The organism is Streptomyces sp. NPDC057136, assembly GCF_042670885.1.
GTDB lineage: Bacteria > Actinomycetota > Actinomycetes > Streptomycetales > Streptomycetaceae > Streptomyces.
The window spans coordinates 68,575-83,483 of record NZ_JBHUUV010000005.1 but is presented as its reverse complement, the minus strand read 5'-3'; the positions used below and the strand labels follow the sequence as shown (position 1 = coordinate 83,483).

Below are 14,909 nucleotides of genomic sequence, written 5' to 3'. Positions count from 1 at the left end.
GGCGGGTCAGCACGACGCCGCCTCGAAGAGGGTGTACATGGCACGGCGCAGCTCGACGACGTCCCGCACGGGCTCGGGAAATTCGAAGCGCGCGTCGAAGTACGAACCCTGCTCCTCGACGAAGCGCACCCGCAGACCGAAGCGGTCGAGTGCCACCGGGACGGCGGAGGGCCGATGGGCCGCGCAGTCACAGGTCGTGCGCTCGCCCAGCAGCGCGCAGAGCATCCCCATCTGTTCGCCGTGCGCCGCGTGCAGATGCTGGAGCAGTTCCGTCTCGTGCACGACGAGCGGGTCCGGAGCGGCGTCGCGGAACGCGTCGGGCTCGACGTCCTGTGCCCCCCACAGATCATCGACGTACGCCTCGGCCATCTCCAGCCGCAGCATCATCCGGCCGGGCTGCGCCGGTCCCGGTACGGCGGTGAGCCAGCCGGAGACCCAGGCGCGGCCACGGATACGGTGGGGGACGGAGACCGGCGCGACATCAGTGAGCTCCAGTACGGCGGTGAGTTCGTCGCCCTGGGCGCGCGTCGCGGCCCGTACGGCCGGGGAGCCGGCGGGGAATTCGAGGAACAGATCACCGTCGGGACCTACGCTGCGGGAGCTGGGCACCAGGTGGTCGGGGCAGGGCACATCGAGCCCCGGTACGACCAGTGCCGCGGAGCAGGTACTCTGTACGAGAGTTCGTGTGCGCTCGGCTGCTGACGGCATCCGAGTGTTTTCAAGCCCGCTGGGACGCGGCTGACCACGATCAGATCGGCCTTCCGTCGTAGCGGCGCCCTCGTGCGCGCCGCCGCTGTCTGTGTTGTCCGTGACGTCTGTGGTGTTCCCAGGGCGAGACATGCGATCTCCTTGAGTAAGGTAAGCCTTACCTAACTTAACCTACAACGGAGGTCTGGAGAACGTGCCTAACCAGTCGCGTCCCAAGGTCAAGAAGTCGCGTGCCCTCGGCATCGCTCTGACGCCGAAGGCTGTCAAGTACTTCGAAGCTCGGCCGTACCCGCCGGGCGAGCACGGCCGTGGCCGCAAGCAGAACTCGGACTACAAGGTCCGTCTGCTCGAGAAGCAGCGCCTCCGCGCGCAGTACGACATCAGCGAGCGCCAGATGGCGCGCGCCTACGACCGTGCCAAGAAGGCCGAAGGCAAGACGGGCGAGGCGCTGGTCGTCGAGCTCGAGCGTCGCCTCGACGCCCTGGTCCTGCGTTCGGGCATCGCCCGCACCATCTACCAGGCCCGCCAGATGGTCGTTCACGGCCACATCGAGGTCAACGGTGGCAAGGTCGACAAGCCGTCGTTCCGCGTCCGTCCCGACGACGTCGTGATGGTCCGCGAGCGCAGCCGCTCCAAGGTCCCCTTCCAGGTGGCCCGCGAGGGTGGTTACGACACCGACGGTGAGACCCCGCGCTACCTCCAGGTGAACCTGAAGGCCCTGGCCTTCCGCCTGGACCGGGACCCGAACCGCAAGGAAATCCCGGTTATCTGCGACGAGCAGCTCGTCGTCGAGTACTACGCCCGCTGATCCAGGCGTAGCTCTCAACCGAGCTCGGGCCCGCCCCTCCCTGTTGTCCGGGAGGCGGCGGGCCTTCGCGTTCCCCCCGGCGCCGGAAGCATGGCGGTCCCCGCCGGACCCGGCCGGCCCTGCGCCCTGCCGGCCAGCGCCCTCGACACGGCCGCGTCCAGGCTCAGCCGCTCACCCGCACGCCGCTCCGCTTCGTACGTCTCCTCGCCGAGCTCCCCGCGGGCACGCTCCTCGCACTGGGTCCGCGGCAGCCCGTAATAGGCCGAACCGAACAGCGGCAGGCCCACCGAAGGCCAGATCCGCCCGGCGGCCCCTTGCAGTACGGCGGCCTCGGCCGCGTCCCCGTCGACCGCGGTGACCAGGGCCAGCAGCTCCAGCGTCAGCACGGTTCCGAGCAGATCGTGGAAGGTCCGGCCGATGCCCAGGCACTCCACGAGCATCCGTCGGGCGAGGCTGGTCTCCCCCCGCTGCAGGGCCGCGTACGCCAGCACGTACAGCGCGTAGGCGAGCGCCCACCGCTCCCCGTGGTCCTCGCAGATCTCCCTGACCTCTTCGCAGATCGCGACCGCGCCGTCCAGGTCACCGAGGAAGGCCACTGCCATCGCCAGCTCGACCTGGCCCATCAGCACATTGCTGTTGAGCTCACCGGCCTCCCGGTAGCGCCCCAGCGCGTCGCGCAGCAGATCCTCGGCCCGCACCATGTCGTCCGTGACGAGCGCCAGGCAGCCCATCCGGTGCACCGCGTACGCCACGGCCGCCGCGTCGCCCGCCTGCTCGGCCTCCTCCCGGCACTCGTGGAGCGCGGACACGGCACCGACCGCGTCCCCCTGGAGCACGGCCACGTACCCGAGCACCCACAGCGCCTTCAGCCGGGACGCGTCGTACGGCGATTCCTCCTCCAGTACGTGGTCCAGCCAGTGCCGCCCCTCCGTGAGCCGGCCGCAGCCGACCCAGTAGAACCAGAGGGTGCCAGCCAGATACCGGGCGAGATGGACCTCGTCGGGACTCGCCATGGAGCATTCCATCGCCCGCCGGAGATTGGGCAGTTCACTGTCGATACGGGCCGCCACCTCGCCCTGCCGCGGACTGAACCAGTCCAGCTCGCACCAGGTCGCGAGCCCCAGGAACCAGTCCCGGTGCCTGCGGCGCAGCCGCTCCGTGTCCCCGGTGGCGGTCAGCCACTCGGCGCCGTACTCGCGCACGGTGTCCAGCAGCCGGTAGCGGCAGCCGGCTGCCGAGTCCTCGCGCACCACGACGGACTGCGCGAGGAGCTCGTCGAGCACATCGAGCACCGAGTCGGCCGGCAGGTCGGGGCCGCTGCAGATGTACTCGACGGCCTCCAGGTCGAACTGCCCGGCGAAGACCGAGAGCCGTGCCCACAGCAGCCGCTGCTGCGGCGCGCACAGCTCGTGGCTCCAGCCGATGGCCGTATGGAGGGTCTGGTGGCGGGCCGGAGCGCCGCGGCTGCCGCCGGTCAGCAGCCGGAACCGGTCGTCGAGGCGAAGCAGGATCTGTTCCACCGACAGGGCGCGCAGCCGTCCCGCCGCCAGCTCGAGCGCCAGCGGAATCCCGTCGAGGCGGCGGCAGAGCTCGCGCACGGCGGCCCGGTTGTGATCCGTCAGCCGGAACTCGGGCCGCACCGAGCGGGCCCGCTCGGCGAACAGCTCCACCGCGTCCCGCTCGGACATCGGCGCGAGCGGGAAGGTCAGCTCGCCGTCCACCCGGAGGGGGCGCCGCCCGGCAGCCAGGACACGGAGCCCGGGGACGCGGCGAAGCAATTCCCGTACGAGTTCGGCTACCGCCTCGGTCATCTGGTCGAAGCCGTCGATCACGAGCAGGAGTTGACGTGCGGCAAGGTGTTCGACGAGCGTGGCGCGCGGCGGTCTGCTGGTGTGGTCGGTGAGCCCGAGCGCGTCGACCAGGGCGTGTTCGAGCACTTCCGGGTCGTGGACGGCGGAGAGCTCGGCGACCCAGACACCGTGGAAGTACCATTTCTCCAGCAGCGCGGCGACCCGGGTGACACAGCGGGTCTTGCCCGCCCCCGCCACCCCCGCGACCGTCACCAGCCTGGACTCCTCCAGCAGGCGCCCCAGTTCGGCCAGCTCGTCGTCGCGGCCCACGAATCGGTTCAGTTCCGCGGGCAGATTGCCGCGGACGGCGGCGGGGTGGGAACCCGAGTCGTCGGGTGTGGAGAAGGGGCGCTGAGGGCGTCGCATAAAACACGCAGAGTACGGGCTCGAATGCTCTCCGTACAATCTCCTTGTGGCAACCCCGGCCCCGCACACCGGTAATGCGGTACAGGGCCTGACGCCCGGCGCGATAGGCTCGTGGGACGACGATTGCCTGTGATGACAGGGGTCGCCGGCCGAGCAGAGACAAGCCCCGAACGGGGCAGGCGACAAGCAGAGAGCGGTGCACTGTGTCCGGTGGAGAGGTGGCCGGGATTCTGGTGGCCGTCTTCTGGGCGATCCTGGTTTCGTTCCTCGCCGTGGTGCTGGTGAGGCTGGCCCAGACGCTCAGGGCGACCACGAAGCTCGTGGCGGACGTGACCGAGCAGGCCGTCCCGCTGCTCGCCGACGCGTCCGCGACGGTCCGCTCCGCGCAGACCCAGCTCGACAAGGTCGACGCGATCGCGACGGACGTCCAGGAGGTCACCTCCAACGCCTCCGCGCTCTCCACCACCGTCGCATCGGCCTTCGGCGGCCCGCTCGTCAAGGTCGCCGCCTTCGGCTATGGGGTACGGCAGGCGATCGGCCGCAGGTCCGCTCCCGAAGCGGAACCGGCTCGACGGCCCTCCCGTCGTACGGTGATCGTCGGCCGTACAGTGCCATCCGCCCGAGGCAAGAAGCGGAACAGCCGAAGTTCCCGCGGACAGAAGGACTGACGCAGCGATGTTCCGCCGTACGTTCTGGTTCACCGCCGGCGCCGCAGCCGGTGTCTGGGCCACCACCAAGGTCAACCGCAAGCTCAAGCAGCTGACCCCCGAGAGCCTTGCGGCGCAGGCCGCCGACAAGGCGATCGAGACCGGTCACAAGCTCAAGGACTTCGCCCTCGACGTGCGCGAAGGCATGATCCGGCGCGAGGCCGAACTGGGCGGGGCACTGGGCCTGGAGGCACCGGTCGACCCCGAACTCCCCGTACGGCAGCACTTCGCCGTCGAAGCAGCCGACGCCGCCGGGACGGGCAAACCGGCCACACACCGCAAGCTCCCCTACAACTCGTACAACCGGAATGAGGACCACTAATGGAGTCGGCTGAAATTCGCCGCCGCTGGCTGAGCTTCTTCGAGGAGCGCGGTCACACCGTCGTCCCTTCGGCGTCGCTCATCGCGGACGACCCGACTCTGCTGCTGGTCCCCGCGGGCATGGTCCCCTTCAAGCCGTACTTCCTCGGCGAGGTCAAGCCGCCCGCCCCGCGCGTCACCAGCGTGCAGAAGTGCGTCCGCACACCGGACATCGAAGAGGTCGGCAAGACCACCCGCCACGGCACGTTCTTCCAGATGTGCGGGAACTTCTCCTTCGGGGACTACTTCAAGGAAGGGGCCATCCAGTACGCCTGGGAGGCCCTCACCAACTCCGTCGAGGACGGCGGCTTCGGACTCGACCCCGAGCGTCTGTGGATCACGGTCTACCTCGACGACGACGAGGCCGAGCAGATCTGGCGCGACAAGATCGGCGTCCCCGCCGAGCGCATCCAGCGCCTGGGCAAGAAGGACAACTTCTGGTCCATGGGCGTCCCGGGCCCCTGCGGTCCCTGCTCCGAGATCAACTACGACCGCGGCCCCGAGTTCGGCGTCGAGGGCGGCCCCGCCGTCAACGACGAGCGGTACGTGGAGATCTGGAACCTGGTCTTCATGCAGTACGAGCGGGGCGCCGGTGACGGCAAGGAGGACTTCCCGATCCTCGGCGACCTGCCGTCGAAGAACATCGACACGGGTCTCGGCCTCGAACGCCTCGCCATGATCCTGCAGGGCGTACAGAACATGTACGAGACCGACACCCTGCGCGTCGTCATGGACCAGGCCACCGAGCTCACCGGCGTGCGGTACGGCGCCGAGCACGGCACGGACGTCTCGCTCCGCGTCGTAGCCGACCACATCCGTACGTCCGTGATGCTCATCGGCGACGGAGTCACCCCCGGCAACGAGGGCCGCGGCTACGTGCTGCGCCGCATCATGCGCCGCGCCATCCGCAACATGCGGCTGATGGGCGCCACCGGTTCGGTCGCCGGTGAGCTGGTCGACGTCGTCATCAACACGATGGGGCAGCAGTACCCGGAGCTCATCACCGACCGCAAGCGCATCGAGACGGTCGCCCTCGCCGAGGAAGCCGCCTTCCTCAAGGCTCTCAAGGGTGGCACCAACATCCTCGAGACCGCTGTCACCGAGACCAAGGCCGCCGGCGGTCAGGTCCTGGCCGGCGACAAGGCGTTCCTGCTCCACGACACCTGGGGCTTCCCGATCGACCTCACCCTGGAAATGGCTGCCGAACAGGGCCTTTCCGTGGACGAGGACGGGTTCCGCCGCCTCATGCAGGAACAGCGGGACAAGGCCAAGGCCGACGCCAAGGCCAAGAAGACCGGTCACGCCGACCTCTCCGCCTACCGCGAGGTCGCCGACAACTCGGGCGCCACCGAGTTCACCGGCTACACCAGCACCGAGGGCGAGTCGACGATCGTCGGCCTGCTCGTGAACGGCGTCCCCTCGCCCGCCGCCTCCGAGGGCGACGAGGTCGAGATCGTCCTCGACCGCACACCGTTCTACGCCGAGGGCGGCGGCCAGCTCGCCGACCAGGGCCGGATCCGGCTCGACACCGGCGCCGTCGTCCGGATCCGCGACGTACAGCAGCCGGTCCCGGGCGTCTCCGTCCACAAGGGCTCGGTCCAGGTCGGTGAGGTCACGGTCGGCGCCGCCGCCTACGCCTCCATCGACAACACCCGCCGCCGCGCCATCGCCCGCGCCCACAGCGCCACGCACCTCACGCACCAGGCACTGCGCGACGCCCTCGGCCCGACGGCCGCCCAGGCCGGTTCGGAGAACTCGCCCGGCCGCTTCCGCTTCGACTTCGGCTCGCCCGCCGCCGTACCCGGCACGGTCCTCGTCGACGTCGAGCAGAAGATCAACGAGGTCCTGGCCCGCGAACTCGACGTCCAGGCCGAGGTCATGTCCATCGACGAGGCCAAGAAGCAGGGCGCCATCGCCGAGTTCGGCGAGAAGTACGGCGAGCGGGTCCGCGTCGTGACCATCGGCGACTTCTCCAAGGAGCTGTGCGGCGGTACACACGTCCACAACACGGCCCAGCTGGGTCTGGTGAAGCTGCTCGGCGAGTCGTCGATCGGTTCCGGCGTGCGCCGTATCGAGGCCCTCGTCGGTGTGGATGCGTACAACTTCCTCGCCAAGGAGCACACGGTCGTCGCCCAGCTCCAGGAGCTGGTCAAGGGCCGCTCCGAGGAGCTTCCGGAGAAGATCGCCTCCATGCTCGGCAAGCTGAAGGACGCCGAGAAGGAGATCGAGAAGTTCCGCGCGGAGAAGGTCCTCCAGGCCGCCGCCGGACTCGTCGAGTCCGCCAAGGACGTACGGGGTGTCGCTCTGGTCACCGGCCAGGTCCCGGACGGCACATCCGCCGACGACCTGCGCAAGCTCGTCCTGGACGTCCGCGGGCGCATCCAGGGAGGCCGCCCGGCCGTCGTGGCCCTGTTCACCACGGCCAACGGCCGTCCGCTGACGGTCATCGCCACCAACGAGTCCGCCCGCGAGCGGGGCCTCAAGGCCGGCGATCTGGTCCGTACGGCCGCCAAGACCCTCGGCGGCGGTGGCGGCGGCAAGCCGGACGTCGCCCAGGGCGGCGGCACGAACCCGGACGCCATCGGTGACGCCGTCGCCGCTGTCGAACGCCTCGTCACCGAGACCGCGTGACTCCGGACATGCCGCAGATGCGCCGCGGTCGCCGACTGGCGATCGATGTCGGGGATGCCCGGATCGGGGTCGCCTCGTGCGACCCCGACGGGATCCTTGCCACGCCGGTGGAGACCGTGCCGGGACGTGACGTCCCGGCCGCCCACCGGCGGCTGGGGCAGATCGTCGAGGAGTACGAGCCGATCGAGGTCATCATCGGTCTGCCGCGCTCGCTCGGCGGCGGCGAGGGGCCCGCAGCCGCCAAGGTGCGGGCGTTCGCCGAGGTGTTCGCCCGCGCGGTCGCACCCATTCCGGTGCGATTGGTGGACGAGAGGATGACCACAGTGACGGCCACTCAGGGACTGCGCGCCTCGGGCGTGAAGTCCAAGAAGGGCCGGTCTGTCATCGACCAGGCTGCCGCTGTGGTGATCCTTCAGAACGCTCTGGAGTCCGAACGGGCGTCAGGTAAAGCTCCGGGCGAGGGCGTCGAAGTGGTTGTCTGATCGCGATACGGTAACGTTCCGCGCGATGCGGCGGTGTTCGAACAAACACTGCACAGCAAAGAGGCGGAACGTCGTCTCGCGGCACTAGGGGATCGATGACTGAGTATGGCCGGGGCCCCGGCTCCGAACCGTGGCATCCCGAAGACCCCTTGTACGGGGACCAGGGATGGGGAGGCCAGCAGGCTGCCCACGGCCAGAGCCAGTACGGCGGCCAGCAGCAGCCCTACCCCCAGGACCCGTACGCCCAGCAGCAGCCGCAGCAGCCGTACCCGCAACAGCAGCAGTACGGCACTCCGCAGGACCCGTACGCCCAGCAGCAGCAGCAGCAGCCGCAGCAGCCGCAGTACAACGGCGGCTGGGACACCGGCCAGCAGGCCGGCATGCCGTACGGCGGGCAGCCCCAGGACCCGTACCAGCAGCAGCCGGGCGGCTACGGCGAACAGCACGACTACTACGGCACACCGGAGGCATACCCGCCGCCGCAGCCCCCCGGCCGCCGCGAGGCCGTGCCGGAACAGCAGGCACCGGACTGGAATCCGGACGTGCCCCAGGAAGAGACGCACCCCTTCTTCACGGGCTCCGACGAGCCGGTGGGCCGTGACGCCCGCGACGACGAGTACGACGACGAGTACGACGACGACTCCCGCGCGTCCCGCCGCGGCGGGCGCGGCGGCGGCGAACGCCGGGGCAAGGGCAAGAAGAAGAGCCGCAGCGGCTGCGCCTGCCTGATCGTCTCGGTGGTCCTCGTAGGGGGCCTCGGGGGAGCGGCCTACCTGGGCTACTCCTACTACCAGGAACAGTTCGGTGCGGCGCCCGACTATGCGGGCGACGGCTCCGGCCAGGTCGAGGTGGAGATCCCCAAGGGCGCGCTCGGCAACGAGATCGCGAACATTCTGAAGAAGAAGGGCGTCGTCAAATCCGTCGGCGCCTTCACTTCGGCACAGAACTCCAACCCTCGGGGCAAATTCATTCAGGCCGGCGTCTATCTCCTCAAGGAGGAGATGTCGGCGGACAATGCCTTGAAAATGATGCTGGACCCGAAGAGCCAGAATCCCCTTGTGATTCCCGAGGGAACCAAGAACGTCACGGTCTACGCCATGATCGACAAGCGGCTCGGGCTCAAAAAGGGCAGCACCGCGGAAATTGCCGAGACGAATGCGGAGAGTCTGGGGCTGCCGGACTGGGCCGAGGACAATCCCGAGGTCAAGGACCCGCTGGAAGGGTTCCTCTACCCGGCCGCCTACCCGGTTTCCAAGGGATCGAAGCCCGAGGACACACTGAAGCGGATGGTCTCCCGGGCCAATGAGGAGTACGGGAAGGCCGAGGTCGAGGAGAAGGCCACCAAGCTGGGTCTCAAGAATCCCTGGCAGCTCATCACGGTCGCGAGCCTCGTGCAGGTCGAGGGCAAGTACAAGCACGACTTCGACAAGGTTGCGCGGGTGGTCTACAACCGCCTCAAGCCCGGAAATACCGAAACGGTCGGCAGGCTCGAATTCGACTCCACGGTCAACTACATCAAGGGCCAGAGCACACTGGACCTCGGCCCCGTGGACGGTCTTCGGAGGATCGACGACCCCTACAACACGTACAAGATCCAGGGGCTTCCCGCCGGCCCGATCAGTAACCCCGGCGCGGACGCTCTGCACTCGGCGATGAACCCGGCAGCAGGTCCCTGGTACTACTTCGTCTCCGTGACCGAGGACAAGACGGTGTTCGCCACGACGAACGAGGAGCACGAGCGCAACCGGCGGAAGTACGAGGACGAGAAGGCCGGCCAGTGACCACCCTCCGCAGGGCAGCCGTCCTCGGCTCGCCCATCGCCCACTCGCTCTCCCCGGTCCTGCACCGGGCCGCCTACACGGAACTCGGCCTCGACCACTGGTCGTACGACCGCTTCGAGGTGGACGAGGCCGCGCTCCCCGGCTTCGTCGAGGGGCTGGACCGCTCCTGGGCCGGGCTGTCGCTGACCATGCCGCTCAAGCGCGCGATCATCCCCCTCCTGGATGAGATCAGCGGGACCGCGGCCTCGGTCGAGGCGGTCAACACCGTGGTCTTCACCGAGGACGGCCGACGCGTCGGCGACAACACCGACATCCCCGGCATGATCGCGGCCTTGCGCGAACGCGGTGTGGAGAAGGTGGAGTCGGCCGCCGTCCTCGGCGCCGGAGCCACCGCCTCCTCCGCGCTCGCCGCCCTCGCCGAAATCTGCACGGGACCGGTCACGGCCTACGTGCGTAGCAGGGAAAGGGGCGACGAGATGCGCGCCTGGGGCGAGCGCCTCGCCGTGGACGTACGGATCGCCGACTGGTCGGACGGGGCGCAGGCCATGCACGCCCCACTGGTCGTCGCCACCACGCCGGCCGGGACCACGGACGCGCTGGCCGCTGCCGTACCCGACGCTCCGGGCACGCTGTTCGACGTGCTGTACGAGCCCTGGCCGACCGCGCTCGCAGCGGCTTGGTCGGCCCGCGCGGGATCAGTCGTCGGAGGTCTCGACCTCCTCGTGCACCAGGCCGTCATACAGGTCGAGCAGATGACGGGCCGCGCTCCGGCCCCTCTCGCCGCCATGCGGAACGCGGGAGAACGGGCGCTCGCGGCCCGCTGAGGCCCCCGCAGGGTCGGCCGGGCCGTCCGTCTGCTGGACCGGCGGCCGGTTCGCACCCCCGGTCGTGGGAGGATCGGGGGCGGCGGGCCAGGGCCGCGCACCCGGTCGCGCCGTTGGATTTTCAGGCGCGAGCATGAGGAGCACCGTTGAGCAGGTTGCGCTGGCTGACCGCAGGGGAGTCGCACGGCCCCGCACTGGTGGCGACGCTGGAGGGTCTTCCCGCCGGCGTGCCGATCACCACGGAGATGGTGGCGGACGCGCTCGCCCGACGACGGCTCGGTTACGGCCGTGGCGCGCGGATGAAGTTCGAGAAGGACGAGGTCACCTTCCTGGGCGGCGTCCGGCACGGTCTCACCATGGGATCACCCGTCGCCGTCATGGTCGGCAATACCGAGTGGCCCAAGTGGGAACAGGTCATGTCGGCCGACCCGGTGGACCCCGAAGAGCTGGCCAAGCTGGCCCGTAACGCCCCGCTGACCCGTCCCCGCCCCGGCCACGCCGACCTCGCGGGGATGCAGAAGTACGGCTTCGACGAGGCCCGGCCGATCCTGGAGCGCGCCAGCGCCCGCGAGACCGCGGCCCGCGTCGCGCTCGGTGCGGTCGCCCGGTCCTACCTCAAGGAGACCGCGGGCATCGAGATCGTCAGCCACGTCGTCGAGCTGGCCGCCGCGAAGGCGCCGTACGGCGTCTACCCCACGCCCGCCGATGTCGAGAAGCTGGACGCCGACCCCGTGCGCTGCCTGGACGCCGACGCGTCGAAGGCGATGGTCGCGGAGATCGACCAGGCCCACAAGGACGGCGACACGCTCGGCGGAGTCGTCGAGGTGCTCGCGTACGGAGTGCCGGTCGGCCTCGGTTCGCACGTGCACTGGGACCGTCGTCTCGACGCCCGGCTCGCCGCCGCTCTGATGGGCATTCAGGCCATCAAGGGCGTCGAGGTCGGCGACGGCTTCGACCTGGCACGCGTGCCAGGCTCCAAGGCGCACGACGAAATCCTGGTCACCGAGGACGGCATCAAGCGCGCTTCCGGGCGCGCCGGCGGTACCGAGGGCGGTCTGACCACCGGTGAGCTCCTGCGGGTCCGGGCCGCGATGAAGCCCATCGCCACCGTGCCCCGTGCCCTCGCCACCATCGACGTCGTCACGGGTGAGCCCGCCAAGGCACACCACCAGCGCTCCGATGTCTGTGCCGTTCCGGCCGCGGGCATCGTCGCCGAGGCGATGGTCGCCCTGGTCCTGGCCGACGCGGTCGCGGAGAAGTTCGGCGGCGACAGCGTCCCCGAGACCCACCGCAACGTGCAGTCGTACCTCGACCACCTCCAGATCCGATGACTGGCCCCCTGATCGTCCTCGTCGGCCCCATGGGCGTCGGCAAGTCCACGGTCGGTGAACTGCTCGCCGAACGGCTCGGCACCACCTACCGGGACACCGACGCGGACGTCGTGGCCAGCGCGGGCAAGCCGATTCCGGAGATCTTCTACGACGAGGGCGAGGACCACTTCCGTGCGCTGGAGCGGCAGGCCGTACGGGCCGCCGTCGCCGAACACACGGGTGTCCTCTCCCTGGGCGGCGGCGCCGTCCTCGACGCGACGACCCGCGAGCTGCTCGCGGACCACACCGTCGTCTACCTCTCGATGGACGTCGACGAGGCGGTCAAGCGGGTCGGGCTCAACACCGCCAGGCCCCTGCTCGCCGTCAACCCGCGCCGGCAGTGGCGCGAGCTGATGGAAGCCCGTCGCCACCTCTACGCCGAGGTGGCCCGTACGACCGTCGCCACCGACGACCGCACCCCCGACGAGGTCGCGCAGACGATCCTCGACGCACTGGAACTGCCGGAGCGTACGGGCGACAGCCCCGTACCGCACGGCCGGGAGAACACACGCATGACGGAGCAGGGACCCACTCGCATCCAGATCGCAGGCACCGCGGGCACCGACCCGTACGAGGTACTGGTCGGCCGCCAGCTGCTCGGCGAGCTGCCCACCCTCATCGGCAACCGTGCGAAGCGGGTCGCCGTCCTGCACCCCGAGGCACTCGCCGAGACCGGCGAGGCGGTCCGCGAGGACCTCGCCTCCCAGGGGTACGAGGCCATCGCCATCCAGCTACCGAACGCCGAGGAGGCCAAGACCGTCGAGGTCGCGGCGTACTGCTGGAAGGCGCTCGGCCAGACCGGCTTCACCCGCACCGATGTCATCGTCGGCATCGGCGGCGGCGCCACCACCGACGTGGCGGGATTCGTCGCCGCCAGCTGGCTGCGCGGCGTCCGCTGGATCGCCGTACCCACCACCGTGCTCGGCATGGTCGACGCCGCGGTCGGCGGCAAGACCGGCATCAACACGGCCGAGGGCAAGAACCTCGTGGGCGCGTTCCACCCGCCCGCCGGGGTCCTCTGCGACCTCGCCGCCCTCGACTCGCTGCCGGTCAACGACTACGTGTCCGGCATGGCCGAGATCATCAAGGCCGGCTTCATCGCCGACCCGGCCATCCTCGACCTGGTCGAGGCCGATCCCGAAGGCGCCCGCACGCCCACCGGACAGCACACCGCAGAGCTCATCGAGCGGTCCATCCGGGTCAAGGCCGAGGTCGTCTCCAGCGACCTCAAGGAGTCCGGTCTCCGGGAGATCCTCAACTACGGGCACACCCTCGCCCACGCCATCGAGAAGAACGAGCGCTACAAGTGGCGCCACGGCGCGGCCGTCTCGGTCGGCATGGTCTTCGCCGCCGAGCTGGGCCGGCTCGCCGGCCGGCTCGACGACGCCACCGCCGACCGGCACCGCGCCATTCTCGAATCCGTCGGGCTGCCGCTCACCTACCGCGGCGACCAGTGGCCCAAGCTGCTGGAGAACATGAAGGTCGACAAGAAGTCCCGCGGCGACCTCCTGCGCTTCATCGTCCTCGACGGTCTGGGCAAGCCCACCGTCCTGGAGGGCCCCGACCCGGCCATCCTGCTCGCCGCCTACGGGGAGGTCTCCGCGTGACCCGCAGGGTCCTCGTGCTCAACGGACCGAACCTCGGGCGCCTCGGCTCCCGCGAACCCGATGTGTACGGCGCGACCTCCTACGCCGGGCTCATCGAAACCTGCCAGGCGCTCGGCAAGGAGCTCGGCTTCGACGTCGACGTACGCGAGACCAACGACGAGGGCCAGATGATCCGCTGGCTCCACGACGCGGCGGACGGTTCAATTCCGGTCGTTCTCAACCCGGGTGCGTTCACGCATTACTCGTACGGAATGCGGGATGCGGCCGCACAGCGGACCGCCCCGCTGATCGAGGTGCACATCTCGAATCCGTACGCACGGGAGGAATTCCGCCACACTTCGGTGGTCGCGCCGGTGGCCACCGGCACCGTTGCCGGATTCGGTATCGGCTCCTACCGCCTCGCCCTGCGGGCCCTGGCCGACGAACTCGACGTCTGATCCGTCGGCCACATCGGCCGACGGGGCACTCCGCACCGTCCCCGTCCGTTCACCTTGCGGCGGTCGGGGACGGTACGGTTGCCGTTCCACCAGCGCCAGTTGCCTGTACGAGACGGAGTGGCACCGGATGCAGCACGCAGTGGGGGCCCCGCTGCCGCCGCCCCAAGGACCCGGAAACGGACCTGCCGGCTGGACGCACCAGGCCCAGCACCCCGGCCACCCGGGCCCGCCAGGTCCGCCGCCGATACCACCCCCGCCCCCGGGCCAGGGCTGGACCGGCCCCGCGCCCCGTCACGCCCCCGTACCGACTTCCCGCGAGACGACCGGGCACGTACAGCTGCCCCCCGGCGGCCCCGTGCCGCTGCCCGCGCCGCCCGCCGAGCCCGGCACCGGCACGGCGACCCTCGCCGTGCTCCTGATCGGCCCCGCAGGCGCCGGTAAGACGACCGTGGCCAGGCTCTGGGCCGCCCGCCGCCGCGTCCCCACCGCGCACGTCTCCCTCGACGACGTCCGCGAATGGGTCTGCGCCGGCTTCGCCGACCCGCAGGCCGGGTGGAACGACCACTCCGAGGCCCAGTACCGCCTGGCCCGGCGCACCTGCGGCTTCGCCGCCCGTAACTTCCTGGCCAACGGCATCTCCTGCATCCTCGACGACGCCGTGTTCCCCGACCGCCCCGTTGTCGGCCTCGGCGGCTGGAAGCGCCATGTCGGCCCCGGACTCCTGCCCGTCGTCCTCCTGCCCGGCCTGGAGGTCGTACTGGAGCGCAACGCCGCACGCAGCGGCAACCGGCGGCTGTCCGACGAGGAGGTGGCCCGCATCCACGGCCGGATGGCCGGCTGGTACGGCTCCGGGCTGCCCATCATCGACAACTCCGGCTACGACGTGGAAACGACGGCCCGGGTCCTGGACGACGTCCTCGCACGCTCCATAGCCAGCCCCCCGGCCTGGTAATTCGCCGGCGATCCCCCCGGTCGGAT

The 14,909-nt window shown here is 70.1% G+C and carries 13 protein-coding genes; 11 read left to right on the top strand and 2 right to left on the bottom strand.

The annotated features are described in order from the left end of the window. Positions 1-6: 6 nt before the first annotated feature. Entirely contained in the window at positions 7-708 is a 702-nt protein-coding gene (locus ACFT7S_RS08485; RefSeq protein ID WP_382728753.1) for a DUF2470 domain-containing protein, read from the bottom strand. A 193-nt stretch (positions 709-901) separates the two neighbouring features. Here ACFT7S_RS08485 and rpsD point away from each other — a divergent pair, with 193 nt between their 5' ends. Beyond that, positions 902-1,516 (top strand): 30S ribosomal protein S4, encoded by a 615-nt coding sequence (rpsD, locus tag ACFT7S_RS08480; RefSeq protein ID WP_018960518.1) that lies wholly within the window; start codon positions 902-904, stop codon positions 1,514-1,516. 14 nt (positions 1,517-1,530) lie between these two features. Here the strand turns inward: rpsD and ACFT7S_RS08475 are convergent, their stop codons facing one another. Next, positions 1,531-3,732: an ATP-binding protein gene (locus ACFT7S_RS08475; protein ID WP_382728749.1), complete on the bottom strand. Its 2,202-nt coding sequence runs from the start codon at positions 3,730-3,732 to the stop codon at positions 1,531-1,533. Positions 3,733-3,950: 218 nt separating this feature from the next. On the opposite strand from ACFT7S_RS08475, the gene ACFT7S_RS08470 reads away from it, so the two are divergent. The 10 genes from ACFT7S_RS08470 to ACFT7S_RS08425 all read left to right on the top strand — a co-directional run bounded on the left by ACFT7S_RS08470 (position 3,951) and on the right by ACFT7S_RS08425 (position 14,883). Continuing rightward, on the top strand, positions 3,951-4,400 hold the full coding sequence (locus ACFT7S_RS08470; RefSeq protein ID WP_382729216.1) for a DUF948 domain-containing protein: 450 nt from the start codon (positions 3,951-3,953) through the stop codon (positions 4,398-4,400). A 7-nt stretch (positions 4,401-4,407) separates the two neighbouring features. Beyond that, the gene (locus tag ACFT7S_RS08465) at positions 4,408-4,761 is read left to right on the top strand and encodes a DUF6167 family protein (RefSeq protein ID WP_382728747.1); all 354 of its coding nucleotides are present in this window, start codon (positions 4,408-4,410) and stop codon (positions 4,759-4,761) included. Then, positions 4,761-7,430 carry an alanine--tRNA ligase gene (gene alaS, locus ACFT7S_RS08460; RefSeq protein ID WP_382728744.1) on the top strand — a complete coding sequence of 890 codons (2,670 nt, stop codon included), beginning with the start codon at positions 4,761-4,763 and terminating at the stop codon, positions 7,428-7,430. Before ACFT7S_RS08465 ends, alaS begins: the two co-directional genes overlap by 1 nt. Before the next feature lie 8 nt (positions 7,431-7,438). After that, positions 7,439-7,912: a Holliday junction resolvase RuvX gene (ruvX, locus tag ACFT7S_RS08455; RefSeq protein ID WP_382729215.1), complete on the top strand. Its 474-nt coding sequence runs from the start codon at positions 7,439-7,441 to the stop codon at positions 7,910-7,912. A gap of 95 nt (positions 7,913-8,007) precedes the next feature. Further along, the gene (mltG, locus tag ACFT7S_RS08450; protein ID WP_382728742.1) at positions 8,008-9,693 is read left to right on the top strand and encodes an endolytic transglycosylase MltG; all 1,686 of its coding nucleotides are present in this window, start codon (positions 8,008-8,010) and stop codon (positions 9,691-9,693) included. Continuing rightward, the gene (locus tag ACFT7S_RS08445; protein ID WP_382728740.1) at positions 9,690-10,517 is read left to right on the top strand and encodes a shikimate dehydrogenase; all 828 of its coding nucleotides are present in this window, start codon (positions 9,690-9,692) and stop codon (positions 10,515-10,517) included. The genes mltG and ACFT7S_RS08445 overlap by 4 nt, the downstream gene beginning before the upstream one ends. Before the next feature lie 146 nt (positions 10,518-10,663). Further along, entirely contained in the window at positions 10,664-11,848 is a 1,185-nt protein-coding gene (aroC, locus tag ACFT7S_RS08440) for a chorismate synthase (protein WP_382728737.1), read from the top strand. Next, positions 11,845-13,494 (top strand): 3-dehydroquinate synthase, encoded by a 1,650-nt coding sequence (gene aroB / locus ACFT7S_RS08435; RefSeq protein WP_382728735.1) that lies wholly within the window; start codon positions 11,845-11,847, stop codon positions 13,492-13,494. Before aroC ends, aroB begins: the two co-directional genes overlap by 4 nt. Beyond that, positions 13,491-13,931, top strand: a complete 441-nt coding sequence (aroQ, locus tag ACFT7S_RS08430; protein ID WP_173311290.1) for a type II 3-dehydroquinate dehydratase — start codon at positions 13,491-13,493, stop codon at positions 13,929-13,931. The genes aroB and aroQ overlap by 4 nt, the downstream gene beginning before the upstream one ends. 127 nt (positions 13,932-14,058) lie before the next feature. Then, positions 14,059-14,883: a Pro-rich N-terminal domain-containing protein gene (locus tag ACFT7S_RS08425; protein WP_382728732.1), complete on the top strand. Its 825-nt coding sequence runs from the start codon at positions 14,059-14,061 to the stop codon at positions 14,881-14,883. Positions 14,884-14,909 lie beyond the last annotated feature (26 nt).